This window comes from Desulfallas thermosapovorans DSM 6562, assembly GCF_008124625.1.
GTDB lineage: Bacteria > Bacillota > Desulfotomaculia > Desulfotomaculales > Desulfallaceae > Sporotomaculum > Sporotomaculum thermosapovorans.
Window position 1 is genome coordinate 56,555 of sequence record NZ_VNHM01000007.1, and the last position, 14,774, is coordinate 71,328.

General features: G+C 49.9%; 14 protein-coding genes and 1 tRNA gene. 2 read left to right on the top strand and 13 right to left on the bottom strand.

Annotated features, from left to right (window positions below):
* Positions 1–63: 63 nt before the first annotated feature.
* The gene (locus LX24_RS07455) at positions 64–1,173 is read right to left on the bottom strand and encodes an SIR2 family protein (protein WP_166511520.1); all 1,110 of its coding nucleotides are present in this window, start codon (positions 1,171–1,173) and stop codon (positions 64–66) included.
* A 313-nt stretch (positions 1,174–1,486) separates the two neighbouring features.
* Here LX24_RS07455 and LX24_RS07460 point away from each other — a divergent pair.
* Positions 1,487–1,561: transfer RNA gene (locus LX24_RS07460), tRNA-Val, on the top strand.
* Positions 1,562–1,737: 176 nt separating this feature from the next.
* Positions 1,738–2,844 carry a DUF362 domain-containing protein gene (locus LX24_RS07465; RefSeq protein WP_166511521.1) on the top strand — a complete coding sequence of 369 codons (1,107 nt, stop codon included), beginning with the start codon at positions 1,738–1,740 and terminating at the stop codon, positions 2,842–2,844.
* A 44-nt stretch (positions 2,845–2,888) separates the two neighbouring features.
* On the opposite strand, the gene LX24_RS07470 is transcribed toward LX24_RS07465, so the two are convergent.
* From LX24_RS07470 to LX24_RS07525, 12 genes are all read right to left on the bottom strand, one after another.
* On the bottom strand, positions 2,889–3,707 hold the full coding sequence (locus tag LX24_RS07470) for a cell wall hydrolase (RefSeq protein WP_166511522.1): 819 nt from the start codon (positions 3,705–3,707) through the stop codon (positions 2,889–2,891).
* A 92-nt stretch (positions 3,708–3,799) separates the two neighbouring features.
* Positions 3,800–4,135, bottom strand: coding sequence for a hypothetical protein (locus tag LX24_RS07475; RefSeq protein WP_166511523.1), 336 nt, complete (start codon positions 4,133–4,135; stop codon positions 3,800–3,802).
* Positions 4,136–4,200: 65 nt separating this feature from the next.
* Positions 4,201–4,884: an SdpI family protein gene (locus LX24_RS07480; RefSeq protein ID WP_243131663.1), complete on the bottom strand. Its 684-nt coding sequence runs from the start codon at positions 4,882–4,884 to the stop codon at positions 4,201–4,203.
* Complete coding sequence (locus LX24_RS07485; RefSeq protein WP_166511524.1) at positions 4,874–5,161, bottom strand: autorepressor SdpR family transcription factor; 288 nt, start codon at positions 5,159–5,161, stop codon at positions 4,874–4,876. The genes LX24_RS07480 and LX24_RS07485 overlap by 11 nt, the downstream gene beginning before the upstream one ends.
* Positions 5,162–5,429: 268 nt before the next feature.
* Positions 5,430–6,641, bottom strand: a complete 1,212-nt coding sequence (locus LX24_RS07490) for a cofactor-independent phosphoglycerate mutase (RefSeq protein ID WP_166511525.1) — start codon at positions 6,639–6,641, stop codon at positions 5,430–5,432.
* A 262-nt stretch (positions 6,642–6,903) separates the two neighbouring features.
* Positions 6,904–8,121 carry an aspartate kinase gene (locus LX24_RS07495; protein ID WP_166511526.1) on the bottom strand — a complete coding sequence of 406 codons (1,218 nt, stop codon included), beginning with the start codon at positions 8,119–8,121 and terminating at the stop codon, positions 6,904–6,906.
* A gap of 13 nt (positions 8,122–8,134) precedes the next feature.
* The gene (thrB, locus tag LX24_RS07500) at positions 8,135–9,037 is read right to left on the bottom strand and encodes a homoserine kinase (RefSeq protein WP_166511527.1); all 903 of its coding nucleotides are present in this window, start codon (positions 9,035–9,037) and stop codon (positions 8,135–8,137) included.
* Positions 9,038–9,041: 4 nt separating this feature from the next.
* Entirely contained in the window at positions 9,042–10,334 is a 1,293-nt protein-coding gene (locus LX24_RS07505) for a homoserine dehydrogenase (protein WP_166511528.1), read from the bottom strand.
* 151 nt (positions 10,335–10,485) lie between these two features.
* Complete coding sequence (locus LX24_RS07510; protein ID WP_166511626.1) at positions 10,486–10,944, bottom strand: ACT domain-containing protein; 459 nt, start codon at positions 10,942–10,944, stop codon at positions 10,486–10,488.
* A gap of 227 nt (positions 10,945–11,171) precedes the next feature.
* A complete protein-coding gene (gene spoIVA / locus LX24_RS07515; RefSeq protein ID WP_166511529.1) occupies positions 11,172–12,653 on the bottom strand; it encodes a stage IV sporulation protein A in 1,482 nt (493 codons plus the stop codon).
* Between the two features lie 473 nt (positions 12,654–13,126).
* Positions 13,127–13,666: a gamma carbonic anhydrase family protein gene (locus LX24_RS07520; protein ID WP_166511530.1), complete on the bottom strand. Its 540-nt coding sequence runs from the start codon at positions 13,664–13,666 to the stop codon at positions 13,127–13,129.
* Positions 13,667–13,720: 54 nt separating this feature from the next.
* A complete protein-coding gene (locus tag LX24_RS07525; RefSeq protein WP_166511531.1) occupies positions 13,721–14,764 on the bottom strand; it encodes an NAD(P)H-dependent glycerol-3-phosphate dehydrogenase in 1,044 nt (347 codons plus the stop codon).
* Positions 14,765–14,774 lie beyond the last annotated feature (10 nt).

Consider the following 14,774-nt stretch of genomic DNA (forward strand, 5'->3'; position numbering starts at 1 on the left):
GTAGGAACGCCCGCCCGTACTGTTTGCCAACCGCCTCACTTGTTAACTGCCATTATATGGCAGTTAGGTGTGCACAGGGTGATACAGGGGCATTGAGACTGGTGCGGGGGCATTTGGGCTGCCGGTAGTGGTCAGTATTTCCTGCACCAGGGACCGGTCCATCAAAAAATCAGCAAAGGATAGTTTTATAAAGCGCACGTGATTGCTTAAAGCCAGGTAATTATACTTTAAAGTTCTGGATTTACTGTTATTCACAACGATTACCTGCTGGTGGGGAGATAAACTTTTCTTGAACAATGCTTTAAAATGCACGTCGGCATCCGGAAACGAGTAGCCCACGAACACCACCTTGCGACACGACCGGATTTCCCGCATAGCCTCGCCGAGAATTTGTGATATAACGGGGTGGGAGATTTTCTTTATATGTGACGGCGGAATAATAAGGGTCTCAAATTCCGAGGCGTCCACGGGGCATCTATACTTGTTCGAAACGCAACGTCCTTCGCCGGTATGCCCGGCATAAAGGTTTATTTTGGTGTCCCGGGGGGTCAGTAAAACCTGTTTGCAACAATGGCAGTATTTCCAGTTTAAGCTACCGTGGCCCTTTAATATTTTCATGGCGGCAGGGCTGATGCGGTTGGGCGGGCGCTTCTCTTCATTCAGATCGTAGTTCATCAGGTGGATACCGTAATCTATATTAACCGCGCCGCCGGGGCACAGGGAACTGTAAGCGTCTTCCAAAAGGGTGTCATAGTTTAAAGTAAGTATGGCGATGTTGGGATTGTACCGGAAAACAGCCTCCCAGAAGGAGCGGTATGTTGTTCCCTGCCGGTGTGATTTTTCGCTGATCACGTAATGGATCAGTTTAATGAGCCCTTCTTTGATAACCCGAATCCGGGCATGAGAGTACCGGGCGCTCAAGTGTTCGTCCTGGCTGATAAAATAATCCAAAAAGCCGAACACGGTTTCCAGCGTGGGGTATATTTTAGCCCGCGCGTCCCAGGCAAAGTTTTCCGCTATGAATTCGGTAACGATTTGACCGGTGGGAGATTGTTGGATGTCCGGAAACTCATTGGACATGATTATCGGCAGTATATCAGCCTGCAGGGGAGCCCCGTCGGCATAAGAGGCTCCGGCACCGAAAACAAACACCACATCCCGGCCTATTTGCATCAAAAAATCACCCTCAGTGATTGTTTTGGAACCCAGGGGGGTTAAAATAACGTTGTTGCTTTTTTACAGTTGTTATTATTTATACTTGCACAATACTTATACATCATTAACATCCTGCCGTTTAGCCCGGTATCCCAGTTGTGTCCTCTACCCGGCCTGGGCTTTCGCCCGGCCTCACAGCGGACAGCAGTGTCCATGATAATTAGGATAAGTGGTGCCCATGATAGTTTAACCAGTGAAGCGACATAATTTTTTACCACCACTGTATTGCATGTGTCAAAAAAATGTGCTATACTTACTTTTGTCAGCAAATGGGGCTATAGCTCAGCGGGAGAGCGCTTGACTCACATTCAAGAGGTCGCTGGTTCGAAACCAGTTAGCCCCACCAGAAAGACCAGCGGGAAGCATTGCTCCCGCTGGTCTTTTTATCTGCTGCCGGTTATTTTTCTTTCCTTATTTTGGGCCTAAGCTGATCTTTGTTCATGTAAAAAGTAGATTTTCTGTATTTTCCCGCTTATAATATTAATTTAATATATATTATTCTTTTAGTAAAGGAGTTTTTTTATGTCAGGATCTTCGGAAGTTTATTTTACTGATTTGCGCACCAGCAGCAAGGAAAACCTGTTCAACAAACTAGCCAAGCTATGCAGCAGGGTGGGCTTGAAGGAAATAATCCAGCCTAAAGAATTGGTGGCCCTTAAGGTTCACTTCGGTGAAAGGGGCAACCTGGCATACATACGCCCACAATTTGTGCGTCAGATTGTTGATAAGGTCAGGGAATATGGCGGCAAACCGTTTCTCACCGATGCCAATACTTTATATGTGGGTTCCAGGGCCAATGCGGTTGACCACCTGGAGACCGCCATTCAAAACGGGTTTGATTATGCGGTGGTTAACGCGCCGCTGATCATTGCCGATGGTTTGAACGGAAAAGATTATGTTAATGTGCCCATTGCAGGTAAGCATTTCAAAGAAGTCAAAATAGGCAGCGCAGCCTACCATGCGGGGGCCATTATATCCATAACCCATTTCAAAGGCCATGAGTTAACCGGTTTTGGCGGTACGTTGAAGAATTTGGGCATGGGGCTGGGCTGCCGCAGCGGCAAACAAATGATGCATTCGGATGTTCTGCCCCGGATTACCGCCGAAAAATGCCTGGCCTGCGGGTTGTGCGCCAGGTGGTGTCCCGCCACCGCCATCAATATCGAAGAGCACGCCGCCATTGACGAGAATGTGTGCTGGGGTTGCGGTGAGTGCACTGTCACCTGCCCCCACGGGGCAATTAAAATAAGTTGGAAAACCCAGCCCAACAACGTGCAGGAAAAGATTGTGGAATATACCATGGGTGTTTTAAAGAACAAAGAGCACAAAGCCGTACATTTCACCTTTATTATGAATGTTTCCCCGGAATGTGACTGCTGCACTTATAATGACGCCCCGGTGGTGCGGGATATAGGCATTGCAGCCTCACGGGACCCCGTGGCCCTGGATCAAGCCTGTATAGATCTGGTCAACAGTGAGGTGGCGCTCAGCGGCTCCCGCCTGGGGGATAATATTCATACCGGAGACAAGTTCGGCTCACTGCATAAAGGGATAGACTGGTCTGTACAGCTGGCTTACGGTGAGGAGATGGGTCTGGGCACCAGAAAGTACCGGTTGATAAAAGTTTAAAAAAACCGCCCGTAAGCGGTTTTTTTGAACTTTTATCTTTTAATTTAATAGGAAAATGTGAACGCATCCAAAACAGTGCTTACCGGGCGCGATTGCAAGTATCTGTTGGGTACCCAGGACTCAAAAAAGTACAGGGCGCCATTGGTGGGATCCCAGCCGTTCAGCGCATCCATGGCGGCCTTTTTGCCGGATTCGCTGGCCGGTTTGTTGATCCAACCGTTAAGTACCGGTTCAAACTGGTACTTTCCACCATCATCGACCTGATATACGACTCCCGGTATGGAGTTGGGGAACAACGGGCTGTCCACACGATTCAGTACTACGGCACCAACGGCCACCTGGGTGACATAGGATTCGGAATCCGCCTCGGCAGTAATGATCCGGGCCAGCAGGTCGAAATCCCCGCTGCTCAGGCGCCCGCCGCGGCTTACGTTATAGTAGTTATTTTGGGTGCTTGTCCCGGGTGAAACATTGCCTGAACCATTTTTATACCGGGGTATGTATAAAATTTGCCCCGGGTAAATCATATCGCTTTTCAACTGGTTGATGGATTTAATACCACTGGCACTAACACCAAATTTTTTACCGATTAAATAAAGGGTGTCTCCGCTTTGGACCGTATACCGGGCAGGGATGTTTAACTGCTGGCCGGTGTATATGGCGTCGGACCACAAATTGTTGTTATAGCGCAGGGCAAACTGGCTCACATTGTACCAATTGCTGATTTTGTAAATACTGTCACCTTTGCTTACCGTATGTACCTGGGCTACACCAATGGCCGGAAACACCAGCAGCAATACCGGAAGCAATAAAAAACAAATTGGCTTTCTCTTTATTATGGTTATGCTAAAGTTTTCACCCATAAGCCTGTAACCTTACCTCCTTGTCCAAGTTGTCGGTTCTAATTATATAATCCTACCGTTAACTGGCCAAGGAGTAAATTTTGGCATACGGGTCAATTTAATTTTTTGGCCCGCTCCTTGTACATTTTTTCATTAATATGGTCCACTAAAAACATGGTGGAAAAAACGTGATAAATCCTGTTAATTACGCTTTCCAGCGCCCCATCCATTGTACTCAGGGACTCCTCAATCACCGGGCGAAAACCAAAACGGTTTTCCAGTAATTGCATAAACGATTCGATGATTTTCTCCCGGGTTGTTTCATCACCAACTTCAGACCAGGGCATATAGAAATTGTCGATTTGATTATTGGTGCAACGCTGTACTTCATCCCTAAACATAACCTTGAATTGCTCAAAGGTTGGCCGTTTTTTACTAAAGCTTACCATACTCAACCACCTTATCCTTATATTTGATTATTTTTGTGCCAGGTGTTGAAAGTGGCATCAAGATCTTAGTTATTCAAATTTCTGTACAGCAAATAGGAATAGATAACCGGTACCACAACAGCCACACTCAAGGGACCGAAAAGCAATACCGCCGCCGTTTTCCCTCCAAAGATTGATCCCACAACTCCCATCAGACCGGCAATCACCCACAACGGAGCCGCCATGCGGTGGGTCTTGCGCCAGACAACCTCGCTGGCCAGAGTCCAGGGCAATTTAATACCAACAAAATAGTTATGATGTATTTTACCCATTAAGTTGCCGATTACTATTATCAGCAGCGATACCCCAAGGGGAACCAGGCGTTCCACGGATACATTATAACCCAAAGCTGCCAGAACTGTAACCACATAAAGACCGGTGAAGAAACACACCATCATCAGTTTAAAAACCTGGTACGTCTTAGCGAATTTTATATAATTTTGGCGCCGGGGGTCAATGCGCGGCATTACCAGCATCAGTAAATAGATGCCGGCATTTAACAGCGGCAGGCCAAAGGCACCCCAGAAGCGTGAGGAATAACCGTCCACCTCCCCATGTATGTTCCAGTGGGAAGGGACCTGGTCCGGCAAATAGGGGTAAACCAGTATGCCGGCCACCATGGAGGCCAAAATCATTAGCAGGGCAGGCCAATCACTGCGCATTTGTTGCCCCACCGTTAAGGTTACCGCATCTTCATGCTTATTTGCCAATATGCTCACCTCTTTCTTTGTTGTTAATGATATCCGTAAACCAGGCCAGCAAGTCCTGAAACACTGAGGTGTTCAGGGTATAGTAAATGTACTGGCCTTTTCTTTCGTCCTGCACCAAATCCGCCTGTTTAAGCACGTTTAAATGGTGGGATAAACTGGGTTTGGAGATATTAAAGTGGTTGGAAATTTCCCCCGCAGTCATATCCCCCTGGCGCAACATTTTAAGTATTTTGCGCCTGGTGGGATCGGAAAGCGCCTTGAACAGGTCGTCAAGCATCGAATCACCAGCTCGTTGTTAGATATTTAGATAAATTTCTAAATATATTATAGCAGAGCTGTGCTTAAAAAGAAAGGCACCGGGTGTTAAAAAGTTGTATAATCTTTCAACACCCGGTACCAAAGTGGTAGCATTAAAATGGTAGCACTAAAGTGGTGGCACCAAACCGGTGGCACCAAAGCAAACGTCGCCAAAACAAAGGGTAGATAACAATGCAAGTGCCGCCTGTGTAAGTGGCATCAACGCGGTGAAACCAAAACAGTGTCACTTATGCTAAACCAAGGAATTTGCGTATTAGCGAGGGGCCATCGGGCACCATGATACCGGTGGCAGAAGCGTCCAACTCGCTGTATGTTTTACCCGCCGTACCGGTAACAACTTTGGAATCCGCCAGTACATAAGGCACGGGCTCGGCGGTATGAGTGCGAATGCTCAGAGGAGTCGGGTGGTCCGGCAGCACCATGATCCGGTAACCGGGAAAGCCGGTTAAACCCTCCTGCAACGGGCCCAGCACCTGGCGATCGATTTCTTCAATGGCCCGCACTTTAGTTTCGGTGTCTCCCTGGTGCCCGGCTTCGTCTGGTGCTTCAATGTGCAGGTAAACAAAATCAGCCCCGTCACGCAGCGCAGACAGCACAGCTTCGGCTTTCCCTTTAAAGTTGGTATGGATATTGCCTGTGGCACCGGGTACTTTGATCACCTGCAGGCCGGCGCAAATACCGATCCCCATAATCAGGTCCACGGCAGAAATAACGGCTCCATCCAGGTGGTACATGTCCTTAAACAACGGTAGCTGCGGCTTTTTACCCTGACCCCAGAGCCATATCGAATTGGCCGGGCGCAGCCCCCTGTCCACCCTGGACCGGTTTACCGGGTGTTCCTTTAATAAGACATAGCTTTGTTTCATCATTTCCAGCAACATATCCGCACCTGCACCGCCGGGCAGGTAATCCCCCACGACACGGCCGGAAATATCATGCGGCGGCGTCAAGTCAGTTTTTTCCGGGCCGTTTTGCCATACCATCAAGTGCCTGTAGCTGATGCCGGGGTAAAAACATTTATCACCGGTGCCCAGCTTTAATTGCACGGTTTCAATTAATTCTCGGGCTTCCTCACTGGTGATTTCACCGGCGCTATAATCAACCATTTGTTTATCGTGGTAGGCCGGTTCGCCGGACAGGGTTACCAGGTTGCAGCGAAAAGCCACATCCGTATCAGCCAGCTTCACGCCCATACTTACAGCTTCCAGGGGCGAGCGACCGGTATAATACTTTTCCGGCGCGTAACCCATTACCGACAGGTTAGCCACGTCACTGCCCGGTGCAAACCCGTCCGGTACGGTTTTCACCAGCCCCGTTTCCCCCCGGGCAGCCAATGCATCCATATGAGGGGTCCTGGCATACTGCAGCGGTGTTTGGCCGCCCAGTTCGGGACGGGGATAATCCGCCATTCCGTCACCTAAAATTATGATATATTTCATTATGTACCTGGTTCATAAGTGGATAAAATCCAAGCCGAGTCGGATTTTATTGCATTCAGCTCTCCCTTTCGACCAGGATTTCGCCCCTTTCGGAATTGATTTACCTGCGGTGAAAAGCAGATACTTCAAACAAGGGAGGCCTTAACTCCAGTTGAAAGCCTGAAAGAATTTCTTTCAGACTTTCAACACCCGGCACCAAAGCATGCTCTGGCACCAGTGGTTCGCGTAGCTCTGCGCGGCGATGCCGGCGCCCGAGTAACGATTAGTTGGCTTTATCCAACCCAAATTTACTGTGCAGTATTTTTACCGCTTTCTCGGCGTCGCTGTTTTTGACGATACAGGATATTTTTATGTCCGAGGTGGAAATCATTTCAATATTGATATCTACGTCTGCCAAAGCCCCGAACATCATGGCGGCTACGCCGGGGTTGCTGTTCATGCCGGCACCCACCACCGAAACCATGGCCACGTCGGCGTCGTGGGTATAGCCCTGGGCACCCACCACTTTAATGATTTCTTCAATGGTCTCCAGTGACCTGCGCAGATCGTCCTGGGCCACGGTGAAGGATATGTCATTTATGCCGTCGCGCATGGAACTTTGCACAATCATATCCACGCTGATATTGTTATCGGCCAGCTTCTTAAATACCATATAGGCAATGCCCGGCTGGTCGGGTACACCGAAAATGCCCAGCTTGGCAACATTTTTGGTATATGTAACACCGGTAATAACCATACTTTTTTCCATATCGGTTTCCTCCTTTACAATGGTGCCCGGGTGATCATTGAAACTGCACCGGACATGCAGCGGTATATTATAGAGTTTGGCACATTCCACCGCCCGGGGATGCAGTACCGCCGCCCCCAGATGGGCCAGTTCCAGCATTTCATCGTAGGTAATGGTTTCCAATTTACATGCCTCGGGCACTATCCTGGGATCGGTTGTATAAACACCGTCCACATCGGTGAAAATCTCGCACAAATCCGCCTGTAGCGCCGCCGCCAGTACAACGGCAGTGGTGTCCGAACCGCCCCGGCCCAGGGTGGTGATGTCACCGTATTCGTTTAATCCCTGGAAACCGGCCACGATTACAATTTTATCTTTGGCCAGTTCCGCTTTCAGGCGGGTGTTATCCACCGCCGTGACCCGGGATTTGGAATAACAAGCATCTGTTTTGATACCGGCCTGGGGTCCGGTGAGGGAAACCGCGTCAACACCCAAATTCTTAATGGCCATAGCCAGCAGGGCAATGGATACCTGCTCACCGGTGGACAGCAACATATCCATTTCCCGGGGAGAGGGGTTGTCGGTTATCTGCCGGGACAAATCTATCAAATCATCGGTGGAATCACCCATGGCCGAGACCACAACCACCATTTGGTTGCCCTTGCGGTACTGCTCCACCACCCGCCGGGCAACATTCCTAATACGCGAGGCATCTCCCACCGATGTACCGCCATATTTTTGCACAATTAACATAAATATCCACCCCTTATATTACTTCCAGTGCTCTTGCTCCCACCGGGCTGGGCGCCAGTATTAAAGAACGAGCGTTTACGCCGCTTTCCCGGAAGGTTTCTTTCATTACTTCCGCAATTAATGCCTGGTTATCATCCGCCAGGGCCACTATGGTAGGCCCGGCACCGCTCAGGGCCACACCCCGGGCACCGGCCAGCCTGGCGGCTGAAACAACCTTTTTAAAACCGGGAATCAACCCGGAACGGAAAGGCTGGTGCAATCTATCATCCATGGCCGTACCCAGCACGGACAAATCACCCTTTTGCAGCGCGGCCACTAAGAGCGCCGCCCGGCTGATGTTAAATACGGCATCCCGCATGGTTACCAATTGCGGGAGGGCTTCCCTGGTGTCCCTGGTGTTCATGACAAAATCAGGTACAGCCACAACAGCTTTGATGCCCGGAGGTAAATCTATTTTAGTCCAGGTTATTTCACCATCCACCGAAGCATATATTACCAGCCCGCCTAATAAGGCCGGGGCAATGTTGTCCGGGTGCCCTTCCATGGAACAGGCCAGGGTGAGCATTTCCCGTGTACCAAGTCCTGCACCGCAAAGCCTGTTAGCCGCAATGATACCCCCGATAACTGCGGCGGCGCTGCTGCCCAACCCCCGCCCCACCGGTATACCGTTAATCAGCCGGATGCGCAGCCCGGCCGGTGCATAACCTGCCCGGTCGAAAACCCGCTTGGCCGCCCGGTATACCAGATTGCTCTCATTGCACGGCAAATTACCGGCCCCTTCACCCTCCACCTCTACAACCAGGCCGCGGGTAATTTTGCTAAATTCCACTATATTGTATAATTCCAGCGCCATACCCAGGCAGTCAAAGCCCGGGCCTAAATTAGCGGTGGTGGCCGGCACCTGAACTCTAATCACAGGTTTAATCACCCTCCACACGGATTATATTGGCCACCTCATTGACCGAAGATAGTTGTTTAATGATATTAAGTGCCTCCTGCATATTTCGCTCCCGCACTTTATGGGTAACCAGTACAATCTCCGCGTTATCACCGTCGGTATGCTTTTGCAGCACCGAAGCCAAGCTGACTTCCTTGTCCCCAAAAGCATAAGCAATGGAGGCCAGAACGCCGGGCCTGTCGGTTACCTCCAGTCGAACATAGTATTTAGCCTCGGTAGCCCCCATATCTTTAACGGGTTTTTCTTCATAACAGGTACAGGAGATAAACCCCGGTACGTTATGCAATAAATTACGGGCGGCATCCATAACATCGGCCACCACTGCGCTGGCAGTGGGCATTTCTCCGGCTCCCCGGCCGTAAAACATGGTATCGCCTACGGCATCGCCGGTAACGAAAATAGCGTTATATACATCGTTTACCGACGCCAGGGGATGATCCCGGGGGATCAGGGCGGGGTGCACCCGCACTTCAACCCCTTCAGCGGTTTCCTTGGCAATGCCCAGTAATTTGACAATATAATTGAGCTCTCCGGCGTAGGCTATGTCCGCAGCGGTAATTTTGGTAATACCCTCGACATAAACATCGTCCAGTACAATGCGCGAGTTAAAGGCAATGGAAGCCAATATGGCCAGTTTACGGGCCGCATCATAACCTTCAATGTCTGCAGTGGGGTCGGCCTCGGCGTACCCCTTGGCCTGGGCTTCCCGCAGTACATCCGCAAAGTCCGAACCTTCCTCGGTCATTTTGGTTAGCATATAGTTGGTGGTACCGTTGATAATACCGATAATTTGCGTGACCCGGTTGGCTGCAAGACACTGCTTTAGCGGCCTGATAATGGGAATACCGCCGGCCACGCTGGCTTCAAACAATAAATCGGTATGGCTGGCATCCGACAGGGCGAAAAGCTGTTTGCCGTACACCGCGATCATGTCCTTGTTGGCGGTGACCACGCTTTTGCCGTTCTCCAGCGCCCGGCTGACATAGTCCAGGGTGGGTTCGATGCCGCCCATTACCTCCACCACTATTTTTATTTCGGGATCGTCGATTATATCCTCTATATTGGTGGTCAGCATGGCCGGGTTGATGTCAAGATCGCGGGGTTTGTCGATATTACGCACCATGATTTTTTTTATTTCCAACCCGGCCCCAACCTTGCGCTTGATATTTTCCGGGTTGCCGGTAATGATGCGGTATACCCCACGCCCCACTGTGCCCAGCCCCAAAAGACCGATCTTTATATTTTCAACCGACATGGTTAATGCCCCTTTCATATGATGTTACAAGACCCCGGCCCCAAAGCCGGAGTTTCCTTTTTCTTTTTTTATAACCTGACAGTATATTATAACTTACCCAATCCCTTTGTGTAATCTAGAAGTAATTTTTTCCGGTAAATTTTATAACTTTTCAATCCCGGGTACCGTCGGCGCCCAGCGGTTTGGCTGCTTTAACACCCGGGGTACCGCGCAGCATTTCCAGCATGTTTTCCACGTCACATTTTAAACCGGCTGTTTCAATGGTTACAGTGGCCATGGCCACACCCTGCTGGGGGATGTTTTGGTTGATGGTAATTATGTTACCACCCACCGCGGCAATGCTGTTCAGCACCGCGGATAAAACACCCGAACGGTGTTCCAGCAGCATTTCCAGGATCACGGTTTGATCCCGGTTCCAGCGATAAAAAGGGTATACTTTATCTTTATATTTATAGAAAGCGCTGCGGCTTAAATTAACCCTTTCCACCGCTTCGTTAACAGTGGCCACTTCACCGCTCAAAAGTAGTTCCTTAGCCTGAACAGTTTTATAAAAGGCTTCGGGAAGGATATCTTCCTGGACTAGAAAAAAACGCGGTACCTTGCCCGCCACCATCTCACACCTCCGTGGGGGCAGCAGGGCAAGCCTGAATACTTCTTGCCTTGCTGGCCTGTCAGAAAATACATCACATATCCACGCATGGCATATCACTATCGTCCACGCCATGCGGATATATTTCCATACATGGTAGACATTATAGCACCGTTATTATTTTTTGGCAACAGTTTTTCAAAAAACGGACAGACCCTTAAAAAACAAAAAAACCGGTCCTAGACCGGTTAGATGATGATACAAATTAAACCGCCGCTACCCTCATTGACAATACGCTTGACAGTCTCCTGCAGTTTGGCCTGGGCGTTTTCCGGCATCCTTTGCAGCTTGTTTTGAATACCTTCGCGCACCAGATCACTGACCGATTTGCCGAATATTTCGGACTGCCAGATTTTCTGCGGGTTTTCCTCAAACTCATTGAGCATGTAGCGTACCAGTTCCTCGCATTGTTTTTCGGTACCAATGATGGGTGTGATCTCGGTGTTAATGTTGGCTTGGATCATATGAATAGACGGGGCGCTGGCTTTTAGCTTGACACCGAACCGGCTGCCCTGCCTGATTAGCTCCGGTTCCTCCAGTTGCATATCTTCAATACCAGGAGTTACCATACCGTAACCCGTTTCCTTTAATTCCATAAGGGCCGGGGCCACTTTGTCGTACTCCCGCTTGGCTACGGCCAGTTCCTTGACCAGGCGGAACAACTGGTGATCGCCTTCCAGTTGAAAACCGGTTTCCTCCGCCAGTACCCTGTAAAACAAATCGGGTTTGGAGGTAATCTCTATGGCGGCAGTACCTGTGCCCAGGTCCAGATTGTTTAAATTAACAGTCTGAACCATATCGTATTCGCCCAGTTTCTCCACCGCACCGTCGATGTCCCGTAAACGCCGCACCTGCTGCACAGTATCCTGTACAGCCTCGTCGAACTTTTCTCTCAACCAGTGTTTTTGTTCCAGTTCTTCCACCCACAGTGGCATGGTAATGGATACTTCATTAACCGGGAATTCAAACAGGGCTTTTTCCATAATCAGCAGTATATCGCTTTGGGACATCTCCGCACAGTTGATTGGAATTACCGGTACATCATATTTTTCCGAAAGCTCGTCGGCCAGTTGAATAGCCTCTTCACTACCGGGATTGGTACTGTTTAAGATAATGATAAAAGGCCTGCTGATATCCTTTAACTCCTGGACTACCCTTTCTTCGGCGGGCACGAAATTTTCCCTTGGTATATCAGTGATGGTACCGTCGGTGGTAACGACCAGGCCAATGGTGGAGTGTTCACTGATCACTTTTCTGGTGCCTGTTTCCGCTGCTTCCTCAAAGGAAACGGGTTCTTCGAACCAGGGGGTTGAAACCATGCGCGGGTTGCCTTCCTCATCCTCATAGCCCAAAGCCCCCTCCACCCGGTACCCTACACAGTCCACCAGCCGAACCTTTACTTTAAGATTGGGGCTTATTTCTAATTCTACAGCCTCATTGGGAACAAATTTGGGTTCGGTGGTCATAATAGTCTTACCGGCTCCGCTCTGGGGCAGTTCATCTTTTGCTCTTTCCCGCTCGAATTCATTCTCAATATTGGGTATGACCATTAAATCCATAAACCGTTTGATGAAAGTTGATTTGCCTGTGCGCACGCCGCCGCTAACACCCAGGTAAATATCCCCCTCGGTGCGTTCCGCAATATCGCGGAAAATATCAAACTTTTCCATGAACGCACTCCCTCCTTATCCAAAAATTTATATATTTAAAAAGGCGTTATCGAAATCAGCATCCCCCCTACCGGCAGGAAAAGCGGTATGTCAAGGCCATCGGCCAGCCTAGTCCAAGAGCAGTTTTTTCCAATGGCATACATTAACATTATATATATATGATTGATCAGAGCGTTTATTACTGTTTAGCCGAAAAAGCGCCATTAAAATTGTGGCCGGGGTTAATCCCGCTACCAAAAATATATGCAGCTTTTATATGTTTTAAGGATTTCTTTTGGGCCAGTTCGGAAATAAATATGGTGCCAGGCGTTGAGAGGTTGAAAATCAAAAGACTTTCAACCTCTCAACACCTGGCACCACCGGGGAAAGTTAATTCCATTACTTATCCAACATACTTTAAGAGTCTAAAAAGTAGTGTATGAAACACAGCAATTTCAATAATTTCAATAAACACATTGAACATGATGCATGCTTTATTTATCTTCCACCTTGACCACTCCTGTGCCCTCGTCCAGGTAAGCCTTCATCAGGTGCATGTATGCCCGGGCACTTTGCTGCACCCACCACAACGCATTGCCGGTCAACTCCTTTTTGGGTTTGGCCGGTGCTCCCGCCACCAGGTGCCTGGGCGGAACCTGCATGCCGTCAGATACCACGGACCCGGCGGCTATCATAGCCTGGGCGCCCACCACGGCATTATCTAAAACCACCGCGTTCATGCCGATTATGGCACCTTCCTCAATGGTACAATTATGCAGCACCGCACCATGGGCTACGGTAACATTGGCTCCGATATCAACTTTACCCGCAGGTTGAACGTGCACCACTACGTTGTCCTGTACGCTGGTGTTTTGGCCGACTTTGATACTGCCGAAGTCACCCCGCAGCACGGCACCAAACCAGATACTGGCCCCCTCCTCCACCACAACATCGCCGATTAATACCGCGGTGGGGGCTACAAATGCACCCGGGGCAATCCGGGGCCGTTTTCCTTTAAATTCCACTACGTGCATGTTTACACCGCCCTTTCGGATATCTTTGTTGCGTCGGATGTGTTTTTTCGGGCTTCACCATTTGATTTTGGCCAGGGCCAATTCTTCCACTTCCCTTGTTTTACCACGGGTCATCAGGTTATTTACTGCGGCCCGGGGAGGGAGGTTATGGAAAAGAACCTGGTACATCTGCTCGGTGATAGGCATTTCAACGCCCCAGGTGGCGGATAGTTTGTGGGCGGCCCTGGTGGTACGCACTCCTTCCACCACCATGTTCACCTCGTCCAGAGCCTGCTGCAATGTTTTGCCCCGGCCGATGGCTATACCGGCACGACGGTTACGACTGTGCCTGCTGGTGCAGGTGACAATCAAATCACCCAGCCCGGCCAGCCCGGCAAAGGTCAGGGGGTTTGCATGCATGGCCATACCCAGCCGGGTAATTTCAGTCAACCCCCGGGTCATCAGCGCCGCTTTAGCATTGTCACTGCCGCTAAGGCCGTCCACAATGCCGGTGCCCAGGGCAATGACATTTTTAAGCGCCCCGCCCAATTCCACACCGATGATATCGGGATTGGTATAAACCCGTAAATTTTCCCGCATGAACAAATCCTGGGCCAGCACCGCGGTGTGCTGGGAAGCCGAGGCCACCACCACTGCGGTAGGCATTTTCAATGCCACCTCTTCGGCATGGCTGGGACCGGATAGCACGGCGTAATTTTTCGCCCGGGCCGGACCCGCTTCAGAAATAAAAACTTCGGACAGCCGCTGCATGCTGTTTTCTTCAATGCCCTTGGCAGTGTTCACGATGAGAGCACCGGCCGGAATAAAAGGCAAAGCTTTTCTAAGCACAGCCCTGAAAGTATGTGAGGGCACACTGAAAACAACGACCTCTGCACCCGCCAGCGCCTGCTCCAGATCCACCGTCACCTGGATACTGGCTGGTAAAAAGATACCGGGCAAGTAACGTTTGTTCTCCCGGCATGTGTTAATTTCTTCTATAAGTTCGGTACGCCTGGCCCACAGCTTTACCGTACGTTCATCCCCGGCCAGGTGACAGGCCAGGGCGGTGCCCCAACTGCCCGCACCCAGCACAGTGACTTGCCCGCAGTCTAATGCCACACCAATACCT

Bases quoted from the DNA above. Each gene is read 5' to 3' on its own strand.
- LX24_RS07455 (WP_166511520.1), bottom strand. From the start codon at position 1,173: ATGCAAATAGGCCGGGATGTGGTGTTTGTTTTCGGTGCCGGAGCCTCT.
- LX24_RS07465 (WP_166511521.1), top strand. From the start codon at position 1,738: ATGTCAGGATCTTCGGAAGTTTATTTTACTGATTTGCGCACCAGCAGC.
- LX24_RS07470 (WP_166511522.1), bottom strand. From the start codon at position 3,707: ATGGGTGAAAACTTTAGCATAACCATAATAAAGAGAAAGCCAATTTGT.
- LX24_RS07475 (WP_166511523.1), bottom strand. From the start codon at position 4,135: ATGGTAAGCTTTAGTAAAAAACGGCCAACCTTTGAGCAATTCAAGGTT.
- LX24_RS07485 (WP_166511524.1), bottom strand. From the start codon at position 5,161: ATGCTTGACGACCTGTTCAAGGCGCTTTCCGATCCCACCAGGCGCAAA.
- LX24_RS07490 (WP_166511525.1), bottom strand. From the start codon at position 6,641: ATGAAATATATCATAATTTTAGGTGACGGAATGGCGGATTATCCCCGT.
- LX24_RS07495 (WP_166511526.1), bottom strand. From the start codon at position 8,121: ATGTTAATTGTGCAAAAATATGGCGGTACATCGGTGGGAGATGCCTCG.
- LX24_RS07505 (WP_166511528.1), bottom strand. From the start codon at position 10,334: ATGTCGGTTGAAAATATAAAGATCGGTCTTTTGGGGCTGGGCACAGTG.
- spoIVA (WP_166511529.1), bottom strand. From the start codon at position 12,653: ATGGAAAAGTTTGATATTTTCCGCGATATTGCGGAACGCACCGAGGGG.
- LX24_RS07520 (WP_166511530.1), bottom strand. From the start codon at position 13,666: ATGCACGTAGTGGAATTTAAAGGAAAACGGCCCCGGATTGCCCCGGGT.